The sequence below is a fragment of the Amycolatopsis bartoniae genome, assembly GCF_014191255.1.
In the GTDB taxonomy this organism is placed as follows: domain Bacteria; phylum Actinomycetota; class Actinomycetes; order Mycobacteriales; family Pseudonocardiaceae; genus Amycolatopsis_E; species Amycolatopsis_E bartoniae.
On the sequence record NZ_JACHWH010000003.1, the window covers coordinates 269683 to 283073 of the forward strand.

Consider the following 13391-nt stretch of genomic DNA (forward strand, 5'->3'; position numbering starts at 1 on the left):
TTGGAAAAGACCGACGGCGCCATGCTGCGTCACACATGGTCGCAGCCGGCTCGCAACAGCGGAGGGAACGACTCGTGGGAAGTTTTCAGGTCGTCGGCGCCGCGGTCGTCGACGGGTCGGGTCGCGATCCCGTCGACGTCAACGTCACTGTCGAAGACGGGCATATCACCCAGGTCGGCGCCTCCGGTGCACGCGGCGAGCGCCTGGATGCCGGAGGCCTGACGATGACGCCCGGCCTGATCGACGCTCACGTCCACTTCGGCTTGTCGAGCCCGATCCAGCCGCAGTTCTCGTTTCAGATCAGCGTCGCCGAGATCGCGGCCGACATCTTCGCCACGGCTGGTGCGGCGCTCGATGCCGGCTTCACGACCGTTCGGGACACCGGCGGGATCGACGGCGGCGTGGTCACCACGATCGCGAAGGGCAAGGTCAGGGGGCCGCGCGTCCTGTCGTGCGGACCTGTTCAGTGCCAGATCGGCGGGCATGGCTACTACGGAGCCGACTGGGAACCCACCGAGCTGTGGAGGAGCCATCACGTTCCCGGTCTGTGCGCCCTGTCCATGATGTCGGGCAACGCAGACGAGCTGCGAGGCAACGTGCGCGAGGCATTCCGTCGGGGAGCCTCCTTTCTGAAGCTCTGTGTGACCGGCGGAGTGGTCGGCGCTCACGACCGGCTGGCCGACACCCAGTTCACCGTGGACGAGATCGCCGTCGCTGTTCAAGAAGCTGCGGCACGGGGCACGTACGTGACGGTTCACGCCCACAACAACGAAGGCATTCGGAACGCGGTCGAGGCGGGGGTGCGCTGTGTCGAGCACGGCACTGACCTCGATGAGTCCACGGCCGCCCTGATGGCTGCGCGCGGGGTTTCCCTTGTGCCCACGTTCGCCGTCGTGGAGCAACTGCTGCATAACACCGCCGGGGCCGGCCTCGGCGAATCGAGCCGTGATCGGGTGTGGGGTGTTCGTGAGCGGATGACCGAGGCGCTCGCTGTCGCCAAGGAGGCCGGAGTACGGATCGGGCTGGGTTCTGATCTCATCGGCCCGGCTCAGGACCGCCGAGGCGACGAGCTCAGGTTGCGCGCAGAGCTGGAGACGCCGATGGAAGCGCTCGTGGCGGCCACGAAGACGAACGCCGAGATCCTTGGCCTGTCCGGGCAGGTGGGCGTCATCGCTCCCGGCATGCAGGCGGATTTCGTGCTCTGGAACGGCAACCCGCTCGAAGATCCGAAGCTGTTCGCCGACCCGGCCAACGCCATCCTCGTCGTCCAGGCCGGACGCATTGTGAAGGACGTGCGATGAGTGCCATGTGGCAGGGCTGCCTCGCCGACACCGACTACTTCGAGCTGCGTTCCAGCGGCGGGCACGACTACGGCGTCTGGGTCACCACGCCACCGGGCTACGACCCCGCTACGACGCAAGCGCCTGTCGTCTATGTGCTCGACGGCAACTGGGCCGTGGGCATGACGGCTCCGCTCATCGTCACCCAGGCGGACCCCATGCACAAGATCCAGCCCTACGTCCAAGTCAGCGTCGGCTACGCAGGCGAGGAAGCACAGCACTGGGCACGGCTGCGCAACAGGGACCTCGTGCCGCCCGGCGAGCCCGTCGCCAAGGAGTTCATCGACGCCGTGGAGATGGGATTTCAAACGGGCGCGATGACACGCGAGGAAGCCGACGCCTACCTGGCCGAATTACGCGACACGCACGCCGATGCCTTTCTGAGCTTCCTTACCGCGGAACTGCACCCGCGGATCGAACGCGACTACGGCACAGCCACGAGCGGCCACGGCCTTTACGGCTACTCCTACGGTGGGCTTTTCAGTCTCTACACCTGGCTCACCGGCTGCCCGCTCTTCGAGAGCGTTGGAGCGGGCAGCCCCGGCATCGCCAGTGAAGACAGTCAGGTCTTCGCCCAGCTCCAAGAAATGGGTGACAGCCAGCATGCCGCCACGCTGCACGTGACCTTCAACGAGCGAGAGCTTCTCGGAGACCTGGCCGTCTACCAGAGCGTCACGAAGAACACCGCCACCCTCCTTCACCGCCTCACCTCACGCGGCGGAGCCGTGACCAGCGCGGTCCTGCGTGAAACGCACGTGACCGGCCTGCAGGCCTCGTTCCTCAGCTACCTCAGGACCTGCCGGGCCCGGTAAGCGCAAACGCCGCGCCGGGTGGCCGCACTCGGTTGCCCAGGGAACGGTGACGCAACCACTTCTGCAACCTCATCGGAGGGACACCGAAGCCGCCGGCGACCTGCTCGATCGGCACACCCGGCTCACGGCTTCGGTGACCCGCACAACGTCCTCACGGAACTCAGGGGGCAGCGAAACCGCGTGAGGTGAAGCCGAGCTTGATCCTTCCGACTGACCACCCAGTGTCACCTCGGTGTGTGTCGGCATTGGACAGTCCTCGTCGGGGCCGATAGGCAACCAAGGGGAGAAGGCGCAGCATGGCCGGCACTTCCGCTGCGCGACCGTCTGTAATGGACGGTCATGACCGCCTCGGGCTGGAGGGAGTCCCGTTTGTCAGTGAGGGGCCATTCGGGACGTCGTCCTGGATATCGAAGGCACGTCGTCTCAAGGATGGCTGTCTCTCGGCCCCGGACCACGAGCGAGTGACGCGAGGGTTGCGGCCCGGGGTCGCTCAGCCTCGACGGGGCTCCGAGCCGGGGGCAACTCATCCGTTTCCCGCCTCAGCGGGCTGATGACCGCTCGTCGTACTCGTGTTGCGCGGCGATGACCTCGCCGCTGTGCTCGATCGTCCACCTGTGCAGGCAGATGAACGGTCCGCGGAAAGATTCGCCCAGAGGCGTGAGGGAATACTCGACGCCGATCGGCGAGGTCTCGAGCACCCGGCGCTGGATCAGGCCGTTGCGTTCCAGTCGGCGCAGCGTCTGGGTCAGCACCCGCTGCGTCACGCCATCCAGCTGCCGTTTGATCTCGTTGAACCGTGTCGGTTCTTCCAGAACCTGCATCGCCATCATCGACCACTTGTCAGCAACCTGATCGAGGATCGGGCGGCTCGGGCAGTCGGCGCTGAACCGCGGAGCCTCGGCGGGCGGGGTGGTGTCCATCAGGATCCTTAGTGCTCGGAAAGTGCGTATTGATCATTCATGGCGCGGGGACCAGGGTAGGTATACATCGCAAACCTACCGGCTCCTCGACAACCTTGGGAAACCCGTGAATCTGGATGCGGACACGACACTCGGCGTCGACATCGACGCGGGAATGGCACGGATCACCCTGAACAGGAGCACGGCGCGCAGACGCCGGAGGGCGAGCGCGACCTGGAGTCGGTCATGCGCAACATCGCAGCCACTCTCCAACGCCAGGTCGGCAAGCTCGGCACCACATCAGAACCACTGGAGAATACGACGATGAAGGCAGCTTTCTTCAACACCAACGGGCCAGCGAAGTCCGTGCTACAGGTGCTCGACGTCGCGCGACCGGAACCCGACCCCGGCCAGGTACGCGTTCGCGTCGCGCTTTCCGCGATCAACCCCGGCGACATGTGGATGAGGACGAACTCGTCACCGGGGGACTTCGGACCCGTCGGCGGGCACAACGGGCGCATCCCGCATCAGGACGGCACGGGCGTGATCGATGCGGTCGGCGCGGGCGTCGACGCGAGCCGGCTCGGCGAACGCGTGTGGATCTGGATGGCCGGCTCCGGCACGCCGTGGGGGACCGCCGCCCAATGGACCGTGGTGCCGTCCGAACAAGCGGTCCGGCTGCCGGAAGGGGCGTCCGACGAACTGGGTGCCGGCCTGGGCATTCCCGCGATGACCGCGCATTGGTGCCTGCACGCCGACGGCTCACCGAAGGATCGCACGGTGCTCGTCGCGGCCGGAGCGGGCGCCGTCGGCCACTACGCGATCGAACTCGGCAAGATCGCCGGCGCGCGAATCGTGACCACTGTCAGCGGGCCGGAGAAGGCGGAGCTCGCTCATGCCGCCGGTGCGGACCTCGTGGTGAACTACCGCGACGCCGACGCCGCGCGGCAGATCCTCGACGGAGCCGGCCCCGTCGACCGGATCATCGAGGTCGCGCTGACCGACAACCTCGAACTGAACCTGGCCGTCGCCGCCCGGGGGGCAACGATCGTGACGTACGCGGCGCAGCCGGTGGACCCGACGCTGCCGGTGTTCCGGCTGATGTGGCCCAACCTCGTGCTGAGGTTCGCGCTGTTCCTCACCGAACCCCGGGACGCGCTCCTGCGCGCGGCTGCGGAGATCACCTCAGCGCTGGAGCAGAACCGGCTCTCACCTCTGCCCGTGCACTCCTTCGCCCTCGAAGACGTGGCGGCCGCACACGAAGCAGTCGAGGACGGTATCACCGGCAAGGTCGTGCTCGACCTGCGCTGACGAATGACGCCGGTGTGTGCCGCCGGGTGGGCCATCCCGTCACCGAGAGAATTCGAACGCTTGGCCGTACAGCTGCGAGGTTGGCACACACGCTCCTGGAGTGAAACGGGCGTTCAGACCGCGGCAACAGCTAGCGGGGGAGTGGCCATCCACGCCCAGGGCCCGAGTAGCGCTGCCTCCAGAGCGGCGATTTCCGGGACGACGAGCGCGGCGCCGGCGAGCTCGTCGGGTAGTCCGTAGCCCCACCCGACGCCGATGGTCGGTATGCGGTGCGCAGCGGCTCCGTCGACGTCGTGGTGTCGGTCACCGACCATCACCACGGAGGCGATGACGTCGGCTTTCGTGCTGCGGTCGGCCGCCTCGTCGGCGCCGCCGGCAAGGGTCAGGAACTCCATGAGGCCCAGCCCGGCCGCGATGTGCCTCGCCAGGGAGTCCGGCTTGGACATTGTAGGTGGCCTTATGGCGAGGTGCTCCGTGATCAGTGCAGCGGAGTCGACGAGCGTGCCGTCGAGGTCGAGCAACACCGTGCGCGGATCGATGGTTGGACGGTACCGCACCACCGCGATCATGGCTTGTCGCCGAGGAATCAACCGGGGCTTCGAGTCCGGCCATCCCGTCGTCGCAGCCGTTGGGGACGGGGCGCAGACCGTCGGCATCGTCGGGGACGCGCTCGCGCTGCTCGTCGACGGTCGCCGTTTCCGGCGAGTCGGAATGCGTCCCCTAGGAAGGACCGACGGCGTTCGGGTCCCTGCCGCCGACGCCCGGGAAATCGATCGCGGTCGTGGTTGCCTCGTACTGCGCCACCGGAACGTGGCGGCGCTCGGCGATCCGCCACCCGGAGGAGCCCCGGACGAGCTTGTCGGACACCTCGACCCATCGGATCAGGACCGCGGGCTTTTCCTTGAGGGCCATGGTTGCGCAGAGGTGCATGTCCGCCGCCGCGACGTCACCGTCCACTGTGATCCGCAGACTGCTGATGCTGTGGTCGATGAACCCGAACGGCTCGAGTGAGGACACGAACGTATCCGCGAAGCCGGTGCCGGTGAAGCGGCGCAGGCCCCCGAAGTAGGACAGGTCGGCGCCGGGGGTGAAGCAACTGCGCATGAGCGCCTCGTCCCGGCGGTCCATCGCATAGGTGTAGCGCTCGAGGACGTCCCGGACGGCGAACCGGTCCGCGGCGTCACCGTCCCGCACCGAACTCGTCGACGGCGACGGAGTGACAGCCATCAAGCCTCCTTCCCTGGGGGGGCGACAGCCATGACGGTAGCTCAGCTACCGAATACATTACAAGCATGCTTGCATTATCGGTGCCTGCTCGGTTAGCGTCTCTGCGACCTTGGAGCCGCGCACATTGCCTGCTTCATCGCCTCGAAGGGGAGGCCACTATGACAGCGCTGTCCGAAGCGGAACCCTCAAGTGCCAGCATCCTGCGGCGGACCACGTTGGCCGCCGCGATCGGCAACACCGTCGAGAACTACGACTACGCCGTGTACGGCTTCGTGGCCGCAGTGCTGGGTAAGAACTTCTTCCCCCACGCGACTCCCGGTGCCGCGTTGCTGTCGACGTTCGCGGTGTTCGGTGCCGCGTTCGTCGTCCGGCCGCTCGGCGGCCTGCTCCTCGGCCCCGTAGCCGACCGGCTCGGCCGCAAGCCCACGCTCGTGGTGACGCTGATCGGCATGGCGGTGGTCAGCACGCTGATCGGGCTGCTGCCCACCGCGGAGACGATCGGGATCGCCGCCCCGATCCTGTTGGTGGTCCTGCGCATGCTGCAGGGCCTCGCGGCGGGCGGGGAGTACGGCACCGCGATCATCTACGCCGCCGAATTCGCGCCCGCGAACCGGAAGGGCGAGATGGCCGGCCGCGTCCAGATGGGCAGCCTCGCCGGCCTGCTCATCGGCGCGTTCGTCGTCGTGGGACTGAACCTGTCCCTGAGCCCCGCGGCGATGCAGTCCTGGGGCTGGCGGGTGCCGTTCCTGCTGGCACTCCCGCTGGGGGCGATCGGGCTCTACCTGCGCAGCCGGCTGGGTGAAACCCCCGAGTTCGTCGCGGCCCGGGACCACACGCGGGACGCGCCACCGCTGGACCGCAGGGTGTGGCGCGGCCTGCTGCTGATCGGGGTGGCGGCCACCCATGCCGTGGGCTTCTACCTGGCGTTCACCTACGTGCAGAACCTGATCATTCAGCTTCACTTCTCCACGGTGACGGCGACGGCCGTGGTCGGGTGCGCCCTGGCCGTCGGCATCGGCCTGGTCGTCGCCGGCGGGCGCCTGTCGGACCGGATCGGGCGGCACCCGGCGCTGCTCATCGCGACAGCGGTGATCCTGATCGCCTCGTATCCGCTGATGGCGGGACTGACCGCCGCGTCGAACCCCTGGCTGCTCGCCGTGTGCGCGGTGCTCCTGGCCGCCGGACCGTCGTTCTACTCGGGCGTCGCCCCGATCACCTACGTCGAGTTGTTCCCGGTGCACGCGCGCGGCACCGGCGTGGCACTGGCCTTCAACGTGGCTGTCGCGATCTTCGGCGGATTCATCATCTACGTGACACAGTGGCTGGTCCAGGCGACGGGAGACAACCGTGCCGGCGCGTTCGTCCTCATGGGCTCCGCCGTGCTGAGCGGGCTGACCGCCCTCTGCCTGCACTCCGTACTGACGCCCCGCACCCCGCGGCACGGCGCGCCGCTCGCACCCGAGCCGGCCTGAGCGAGATCAGTGCCGGCGCGCTTGGCGAGCGTCTTTGATCTCGGTCTCGACCGCGACGGCGCACCGCCGGAGGGTGGCCACGAGTTGCGGGAACTGGCCGGGCTCGAGCATGGCCTCCAGCGTCGACTCGATCTTGTCGACCTCGGCTGCCATCTCGGCCAGGCTGGCCCGGCCCGCCGGGGTCAGCGCCAGCGACATGGCTCGTTCGCTCTCCGGGTGCGGGCTCCGGTCCACCCATTCCCTGCGCTCGAGTTCGGCGACGATCCTGGTCATCGTCTGAGGCTTCACGAAGCAGCGGCGGGACAGCTGGGCCAGGGACAGATTGGGCTGCCGTTCCAGGATCTTGAGGGCCGCGTAGCCGGAGAGCGTCATCCGCCACGGCTTGAGCCTCATCGCCCCGATGTTCGCCACGGCACGTTCGAGGCGCGTGACCGCATCGGTGAGGTAGTCCGGCTGGCCCGTAGCTGAATCCACGCTCCAATTTTAGACAGCATCCTTACAACGGGAGGTTCTGACATGCCCGGCTCGACCACCACGTCCGCACCGACGGTCGGTCTGCCCCTGGGTGATGCCCGGCGCATCGTGAACGATGCGCTGGTCGCCGTGGGCTACACACCGGAGGAAGCCGAGGTCATCGCGGACCACCTGATGGACTGCGAGCTGCGCGGACTGTCCTACGCGGGGCTGGCCCGCGCGGTGTCGATCATCGAGCGGATCCGTGCCACGGCGCCGCCACAGCCGATCCGGGTCGATCGTGAGACCCCGGTGTCCGCGGCCCTGGACGGTGGGGACCAGGTTGGCTACCTCGTCGCCGCCCGCGCCACGGAGATCGGCTTGGCGAAGGCGCGCGCCCAGGGCGTGGCGGTGGTCAGCGCCCGCCGGACCTGGTACACGGGGATGTTCTCGTATTACCTGGAGCGCATCGTCGACGCCGGGTTCGTCGGCATGATCGCGGGCAGCGCACCCGCGCTCGTCGCTCCACACGGGGGTACCGAGGCCCGGTTCGGGACCAACCCGATCGCGTTCGGCTTCCCGACCTCCGACGGCCCGCTGATCTGGGACATCGGCACCTCGTCCATCACCCACGCCGAGGTCACCCTCGCGGCCCGGCTCGGCGAGCCCCTGCCCGAGGGGAAGGCCTACGACGCGGCGGGACGGCCGACCACCGACGCGGGCGCGGCCTTGGCAGGCGCCTTCACCGTGTGGGGTGGGCACAAGGGCTCCGGGCTCGCCCTCGTGGTGCACCTGCTCGGCATGCTCTCCGGCGCTTCGGCCACCCCGGTCGGCGTCTCCGACTGCGGCTTCCTGGCCATCGTCATGGACCCGTCGGCGCTCGGTGACGCCGCCGACTTCCGTGCTCGCGCGGCCGACTTCGCCGAGTCGGTCCGCGCCACCCGCCCTGTCAACAGTGGCGCCCCGGTCCGGGTCCCCTTCGATCGCTCGGCGGCTCTGCGCGCGGAGACCCTTCGTCGCGGAACCATCGAGGTCACGGTCCCGGTGGTGGAGACCCTCAAACAGATCACCCTGGTCAAATAGACAGCATGCTTATATTATGTGAGCATCCTAAAGAGGAGAGTGAGTAATGGTCGACTTCTTCACCGGGCTCCAACCACTCGAGCCGGGCGAGACCGATCCCGCCCGGCTCGTCGAGCGGGTGCGTGAGCTGGACGCGTCGGAGGCGATCGATCGAGTGCTCGTGGGGTACTCGTCGATCTGGCCGCACAATCACGCGACCGCGCCGTACATGCTGGCCATGACCGAGAAGTTCTCCCCGATCGTGGCCCACCGCCCCGGCGTGATGGCCCCCACGGCGGCGGCGCGGTACTTCGCCACCCTGGACGTCCTGGCCGGCGGACGGTTGGCGATCAACGTGGTGGTCGGGGGCTCGGACAAGGACCTGCACCGCGAGAGCGACAACACCCCGAAAGCGCAGCGCTACGAGCGGGCGATCGAGTACCTCGACCTCGTCCGCCGGACCTGGACCGAGCCCACGTCGTTCGACCACCAGGGCCGGTTCTACGCCGCGGAGAACGTCAAGATCCTCACCCGCCCGGTGCGGGGTGAGGTCCCGATCTTCATGGGTGGCGAGAGCGACGCCGCGGTCGACTTCGGTGCCCGGCACGCCGACCTCTACATGCTCTGGGGTGAGCCGTTCGCGGGAACGCGAGAGCGCATCGCCCGGGTGCGGGCCGCCGCGGAGGGCTACGGCCGGCCAATGGAGTTCTCGCTGAGTTTGCGCCTGTTCCTCGGCGAGACCGAGGACGACGCCTGGGCGAAGGCCCGCTCGGTCGAGCGGCAGATCGCGCAGGCCCAGGGCAGCCACGCCTTCCTGCGCTCGTCCGCCACGGACAACTCGGTCGGGCGGCAGCGCGCGCTGGCGTTGACCGACGAGGAACTCCACGACACCTGCTTCTGGACCGGGCTGACGAAGCTGCTGGGCGGGTTCGCGAACTCACAAGCGCTGGTCGGGACCGAGGAGCAGGTCATGGACACCCTCGGCACCTACCACGACCTGGGGATCGGGACCTTCCTGGTCACCACCGGGGCCGAGGCCGGCTGGGACCCCGCTCTGGAGGACTTCCTGCTGCGCGCGAAGAAGGAGCTCTGATCGTGCTCGACCTGCGGTCGCTGGGCGGCGGCACGGTCGGTGGACTGCTCGCCGACCGTGCCGGCCGTACTCCCGGCAAACCGGCTCTGCTGTTCGAGGACGAGCGGCTCAGCTACGCCGAACTGGATGCCATGGCGTCGGCTGTGGCGCGGGGTCTGCTCGGCCTCGGGGTCGCCCCCGGCTCGTCAGTGGGGGTGTTCCTGCCGAATCGCACGGAAGTCCTCGGCGCCTTCTTCGGGATCGCCAGGGCGGGCCTGGTCGAGGTGCCGGTGAACACCGCCTACAAGGGCGCCTTCCTCGACCACGCGCTGGGGCACACGGACGTGCAGGTCCTGCTCACCGAGCCCGGGCTGCTCGACCTGGTCGCCGCGCTGCCCGAACGCCCTCACGCGCTGCGGACGGTCGTGCTGCTGGCCGACGAGGTCCCCGGCGGCGTGTCGCTGCCCGGTGTCGAGATCCTCACCTGGCACTCCATGCTCGCCCGCGGCGACGCGGAGCAGGCGTTCCCCAAGGTCGGCCTGGCTGACCCGGTGGGGATCATGCTGACCTCCGGGACGACCGGGCGCAGCAAGGGGGCGGTCTACCCGGCGCTGATGCCCGTGGTCGCCGCGCACGAGTTCGCCGTGGCCATGGAGACCACCGCCGACGAGCGGCTCTACACCTGCCTGCCGTTGTTCCACGGCGCCGCGAAGTTCAACATCTCCCTGCACGCCGTCGCCGCGGGCGCCACCATCGTGCTCGGGCGGCGCTTCAGCGCGAGCCGGTTCTGGGACGAGATCCGCCGCCACGAGGTCACGCAGTTCAACGCCCTGGGTTCGGTGCTGCCGATGCTCCTCGCCCAGCCCCCCTCGGATCGCGACCGGGATCACCCCGCCCGCAAGGTCTTCGCCGCGCCCGCACCACCGCCCGTGCTGACCGCGGTCGAGGAGCGCTTCGGTGTGCACGTCGTGGAGGGCTACGGCCTGACCGAGATCAAGACGATCGTCTGGAACCCCATCCGGCGACGCAAGATCGGCTCCATGGGCGTCCCTTCCGCCACGACGCTGCTCGAGGTCCACGACGACCTGGGCTTCCCGGTCGCGCCGGGGGAGGTCGGGGAGATCGTGTACCGGCCCCGCGTCCCGCACATCATGTTCTCCGGGTACTACCACCAGCCCGAGGCCACGGTGGAGACTTCCCGCGATCTCTGGTGGCACACCGGAGACCTCGGCTTCATCGACGAGGACGGCTACTTCTACTTCGTCGACCGCAAGAAGGACGCCCTGCGGCGCCGCGGCGAGAACGTGTCCTCCCAGGAGGTCGAGGCCGTCCTGCTCGCCCATCCCGCCGTGGCCGACGCCGCCGCGATCGGCGTCGCGTCCGACCTCGGCGAGCAGGAGGTCATGGCTGTCGTCCAGGTCGCCGACGGCGCCGAACTCGACCTGAAGGACCTCTTCGCGCACTGCGACCGGTCCATGCCGCACTTCATGGTGCCCCGCTACTACCGCCTCGTCGAGGAATTCCCCACCACCCCCACCGGCAAGATCCGCAAGGCGGCGCTCCGGGAGACCGGACTCACCCACGACGCCTGGGACGCCGAAGCCGCCGGCCTGACTCCCACCCGCCACCGCTGACCCCGGCCGTAGGAGAGAAGCCGATGACCCCACCTCTTCCCACGACGCCCGGTACCGCGCCCCGGGCCGTCGTCCGGCTACGCGAGATCGCGCCGCGGCTCACCTTCCAGGCGCACCGGGCACCGACCGACCTGAAGATCGAGCTCGTGCAGCGGCTCGTCCGCGCCGGGTTGCGGGACTTCGAGCTGTCGTCGTTCGTGCGCCCCGACCTCGTCCCCGGCCTCGCCGACGCCGCCGAGGTGTTCGGCGCGGTGCGTGCGGTTCCCGGCCTGACCCTGGGCTGTTGCATCGGCAACGAGCGAGGCCTGCGTGCCGCTGCCGACGCCGGCGCCGACTCCGCCACCTTCCTGCTCTCGGCCGACGACGCCTTCGCCCGGGCCAACATCGGGCGCAGCACCACCGAATCCCTGGTGGAGCTCGAGCGCCTCGCCGCCGTCGCGGCGGACCTGGGGATCGCGCTGGGCTCCTACGTCATCTTCGCCTGGGGCGGGCCCACCGGACCCGCCCGCGGCCCGGCCGAGCTCGAACCACTGGCCCGCCGGCTCGTCGACATCGGCGTCACCGAGTGGGTCCTGGCCGACTCCGTCGGCTACGCCGCACCGCCCCAGATCCGCGAGCTGATCGAGGCCGCCGCCCGGCACGTGCCCCTCGGGTCGCTGACCGTCCAGGTCCACGACAACCGCGGACTCGGCGTCGCGAACGTCCTCGAACTCGCGGCCCTCGGGGTCGGCACCATCGACGTCTCCCTCGCCGGCAGCGGTGGCCACCCCGCGATGCCGGGCCAGCGCGGTGGCGGGGTCTGCACCGAGGATGCCGCCCAGGCCCTCGAACTCGCCGGCTACGACACCGGAACCGACCTCGCCGCCCTCGTCGACACGGCCAACTGGCTGGAGCGCGAAGGCGTGCCCGGCCTGGGATTCGTCCGGCACGTCGGCGCCGTGCCCGAAGCCGCGCAGGCACCGGCCGCACTGACCTTCACCTGGCAGACCAAGACCGCGACACACGAAAGCGAGCACGCACAATGACCACGACCGGCGCAGCCGTCACCGGGCTTCGAACGAGCGACCAGCGCTACACGATCGCCGTGATCGACGGACCGAACGTCTCCAATCTCGCGCGGCGGAGCAAGCGGATGTACGGCCCCAACGCGTCCGCCGAGGGCCTCGGGAAGTTCGTCCTGGAGTGGGGCGGCCGGCTCGGGGTGGACGTGGAGCGGTTCCTGTCGAACCACGAGGGCGCGATCCTCGAGTACATCCACGAATCGAGTGATCGCGTGGACGGTTACCTCGTCAATCCGGCGGGGCTGACCACCACCAGCCACTCGGTCCCGTTCGCCCTCTACGACACCGGCAGACCGGTGGTCGAGGTGCACTTCGCCAACATCAGCGCATCGGCGGCGACGGCACGCGGCCCGGTCATCGGCCCGGGCGTGTCCACCTTCACGCCGCTGGTTTCCGGCCAGGTCATGGGAATGCGCGAGTACAGCTACGCGGGCGCGCTCCTGTCCCTGGTACTCGCGTTGGATGACGTGACCTTCTTCGGCGCCGATCCCGAGTAGACGGATTCGCTCGGTTGCCGCCGCACGTCTGAAGAGGAGGAAACCCGTCTTGATCATCCCCGACCTCGCCGACACCGGCGCGCTGCGGCGAGCCTACGGCACCTTTCCCAGCGGTGTGACCGCCGTCTGCGCGCTGCGCGACGCCGCTCCCGTCGGCATTGTCGCGAGCTCGTTCGTCGCGGTCTCGATGAACCCTCCCTTGGTATCGGTGTGCGTCCAGCACACCTCGACGACCTGGCCGCTACTGGCCGACCGGCCACGGCTCGGGTTGTCGCTGCTCGGAGAGACTCACGAGGAGGCCTGCTGGCAGCTCGCGTCGAAGACCGGGGACCGGTTCGCGGGAATCGGCTACACGGTGACCGATGAGGGCGCGGTACTGCTGCACGACGCGGCCGCCTGGCTCGACTGCTCCATCGACACCGTCGTCACGGCCGGGGATCACGACGTGGTGCTGCTGCGCGTGCAGGCTCTGCAGACTCACCCCGACGTCGCCCCGCTGGTCTATCAAGGCAGCCGGGTCCGCTCCCTGTCCGCGCCGGCATCCTGAATGC

The 13391-nt window shown here is 69.0% G+C and carries 14 protein-coding genes; 10 read left to right on the top strand and 4 right to left on the bottom strand.

Annotated elements, in window-relative coordinates; all coding sequences use genetic code 11:
- Positions 1-74 precede the first annotated feature (74 nt).
- Both FHX82_RS17965 and FHX82_RS17970 read left to right on the top strand, forming a co-directional pair.
- A complete protein-coding gene (locus tag FHX82_RS17965; protein WP_145933807.1) occupies positions 75-1301 on the top strand; it encodes a metal-dependent hydrolase family protein in 1227 nt (408 codons plus the stop codon).
- Positions 1298-2152 carry an alpha/beta hydrolase gene (locus FHX82_RS17970; protein WP_145933806.1) on the top strand — a complete coding sequence of 285 codons (855 nt, stop codon included), beginning with the start codon at positions 1298-1300 and terminating at the stop codon, positions 2150-2152. The genes FHX82_RS17965 and FHX82_RS17970 overlap by 4 nt, the downstream gene beginning before the upstream one ends.
- A gap of 539 nt (positions 2153-2691) precedes the next feature.
- On the opposite strand, the gene FHX82_RS17975 is transcribed toward FHX82_RS17970, so the two are convergent.
- Positions 2692-3072 carry a winged helix-turn-helix transcriptional regulator gene (locus FHX82_RS17975; protein ID WP_145933805.1) on the bottom strand — a complete coding sequence of 127 codons (381 nt, stop codon included), beginning with the start codon at positions 3070-3072 and terminating at the stop codon, positions 2692-2694.
- A gap of 225 nt (positions 3073-3297) precedes the next feature.
- Between FHX82_RS17975 and FHX82_RS17980 the strand changes: the two genes are divergently transcribed.
- A complete protein-coding gene (locus FHX82_RS17980) occupies positions 3298-4362 on the top strand; it encodes an NADPH:quinone reductase (protein ID WP_260172205.1) in 1065 nt (354 codons plus the stop codon).
- 113 nt (positions 4363-4475) lie between these two features.
- On the opposite strand, the gene FHX82_RS17985 is transcribed toward FHX82_RS17980, so the two are convergent.
- Positions 4476-4931 carry an HAD hydrolase-like protein gene (locus tag FHX82_RS17985; RefSeq protein WP_260172206.1) on the bottom strand — a complete coding sequence of 152 codons (456 nt, stop codon included), beginning with the start codon at positions 4929-4931 and terminating at the stop codon, positions 4476-4478.
- 151 nt (positions 4932-5082) lie between these two features.
- Positions 5083-5589, bottom strand: coding sequence for a nuclear transport factor 2 family protein (locus tag FHX82_RS17990; protein WP_145933803.1), 507 nt, complete (start codon positions 5587-5589; stop codon positions 5083-5085).
- 158 nt (positions 5590-5747) lie between these two features.
- Between FHX82_RS17990 and FHX82_RS17995 the strand changes: the two genes are divergently transcribed.
- Entirely contained in the window at positions 5748-7061 is a 1314-nt protein-coding gene (locus FHX82_RS17995; protein ID WP_145933802.1) for an MFS transporter, read from the top strand.
- 6 nt (positions 7062-7067) lie between these two features.
- On the opposite strand, the gene FHX82_RS18000 is transcribed toward FHX82_RS17995, so the two are convergent.
- Entirely contained in the window at positions 7068-7535 is a 468-nt protein-coding gene (locus FHX82_RS18000; protein WP_145933801.1) for a MarR family winged helix-turn-helix transcriptional regulator, read from the bottom strand.
- A gap of 42 nt (positions 7536-7577) precedes the next feature.
- Here FHX82_RS18000 and FHX82_RS18005 point away from each other — a divergent pair, with 42 nt between their 5' ends.
- The 6 genes from FHX82_RS18005 to FHX82_RS18030 are packed head-to-tail and all read left to right on the top strand — an operon-like array spanning position 7578 to position 13387.
- On the top strand, positions 7578-8597 hold the full coding sequence (locus tag FHX82_RS18005) for an Ldh family oxidoreductase (protein WP_145933800.1): 1020 nt from the start codon (positions 7578-7580) through the stop codon (positions 8595-8597).
- 46 nt (positions 8598-8643) lie between these two features.
- Positions 8644-9669, top strand: coding sequence for an LLM class flavin-dependent oxidoreductase (locus FHX82_RS18010; RefSeq protein ID WP_145933799.1), 1026 nt, complete (start codon positions 8644-8646; stop codon positions 9667-9669).
- A gap of 2 nt (positions 9670-9671) precedes the next feature.
- Positions 9672-11282 (top strand): AMP-binding protein, encoded by a 1611-nt coding sequence (locus FHX82_RS18015; protein WP_145933798.1) that lies wholly within the window; start codon positions 9672-9674, stop codon positions 11280-11282.
- A 23-nt stretch (positions 11283-11305) separates the two neighbouring features.
- The gene (locus FHX82_RS18020) at positions 11306-12307 is read left to right on the top strand and encodes a hydroxymethylglutaryl-CoA lyase-like TIM-barrel protein (protein WP_145933797.1); all 1002 of its coding nucleotides are present in this window, start codon (positions 11306-11308) and stop codon (positions 12305-12307) included.
- Entirely contained in the window at positions 12304-12840 is a 537-nt protein-coding gene (locus tag FHX82_RS18025) for a type II 3-dehydroquinate dehydratase (RefSeq protein WP_221216153.1), read from the top strand. The genes FHX82_RS18020 and FHX82_RS18025 overlap by 4 nt, the downstream gene beginning before the upstream one ends.
- A gap of 49 nt (positions 12841-12889) precedes the next feature.
- Complete coding sequence (locus tag FHX82_RS18030) at positions 12890-13387, top strand: flavin reductase family protein (protein WP_145933796.1); 498 nt, start codon at positions 12890-12892, stop codon at positions 13385-13387.
- Positions 13388-13391: the final 4 nt, after the last annotated feature.

What these genes read in the sequence shown, in the direction of transcription:
- FHX82_RS17970 (WP_145933806.1), top strand. Translation starts at nt 1,298, where the DNA reads ATGAGTGCCATGTGGCAGGGCTGCCTCGCCGACACCGACTACTTCGAG.
- FHX82_RS17975 (WP_145933805.1), bottom strand. Translation starts at nt 3,072, where the DNA reads ATGGACACCACCCCGCCCGCCGAGGCTCCGCGGTTCAGCGCCGACTGC.
- FHX82_RS17980 (WP_260172205.1), top strand. Translation starts at nt 3,298, where the DNA reads ATGCGCAACATCGCAGCCACTCTCCAACGCCAGGTCGGCAAGCTCGGC.
- FHX82_RS17985 (WP_260172206.1), bottom strand. Translation starts at nt 4,931, where the DNA reads ATGATCGCGGTGGTGCGGTACCGTCCAACCATCGATCCGCGCACGGTG.
- FHX82_RS17990 (WP_145933803.1), bottom strand. Translation starts at nt 5,589, where the DNA reads ATGGCTGTCACTCCGTCGCCGTCGACGAGTTCGGTGCGGGACGGTGAC.
- FHX82_RS17995 (WP_145933802.1), top strand. Translation starts at nt 5,748, where the DNA reads ATGACAGCGCTGTCCGAAGCGGAACCCTCAAGTGCCAGCATCCTGCGG.
- FHX82_RS18005 (WP_145933800.1), top strand. Translation starts at nt 7,578, where the DNA reads ATGCCCGGCTCGACCACCACGTCCGCACCGACGGTCGGTCTGCCCCTG.
- FHX82_RS18010 (WP_145933799.1), top strand. Translation starts at nt 8,644, where the DNA reads ATGGTCGACTTCTTCACCGGGCTCCAACCACTCGAGCCGGGCGAGACC.
- FHX82_RS18020 (WP_145933797.1), top strand. Translation starts at nt 11,306, where the DNA reads ATGACCCCACCTCTTCCCACGACGCCCGGTACCGCGCCCCGGGCCGTC.
- FHX82_RS18025 (WP_221216153.1), top strand. Translation starts at nt 12,304, where the DNA reads ATGACCACGACCGGCGCAGCCGTCACCGGGCTTCGAACGAGCGACCAG.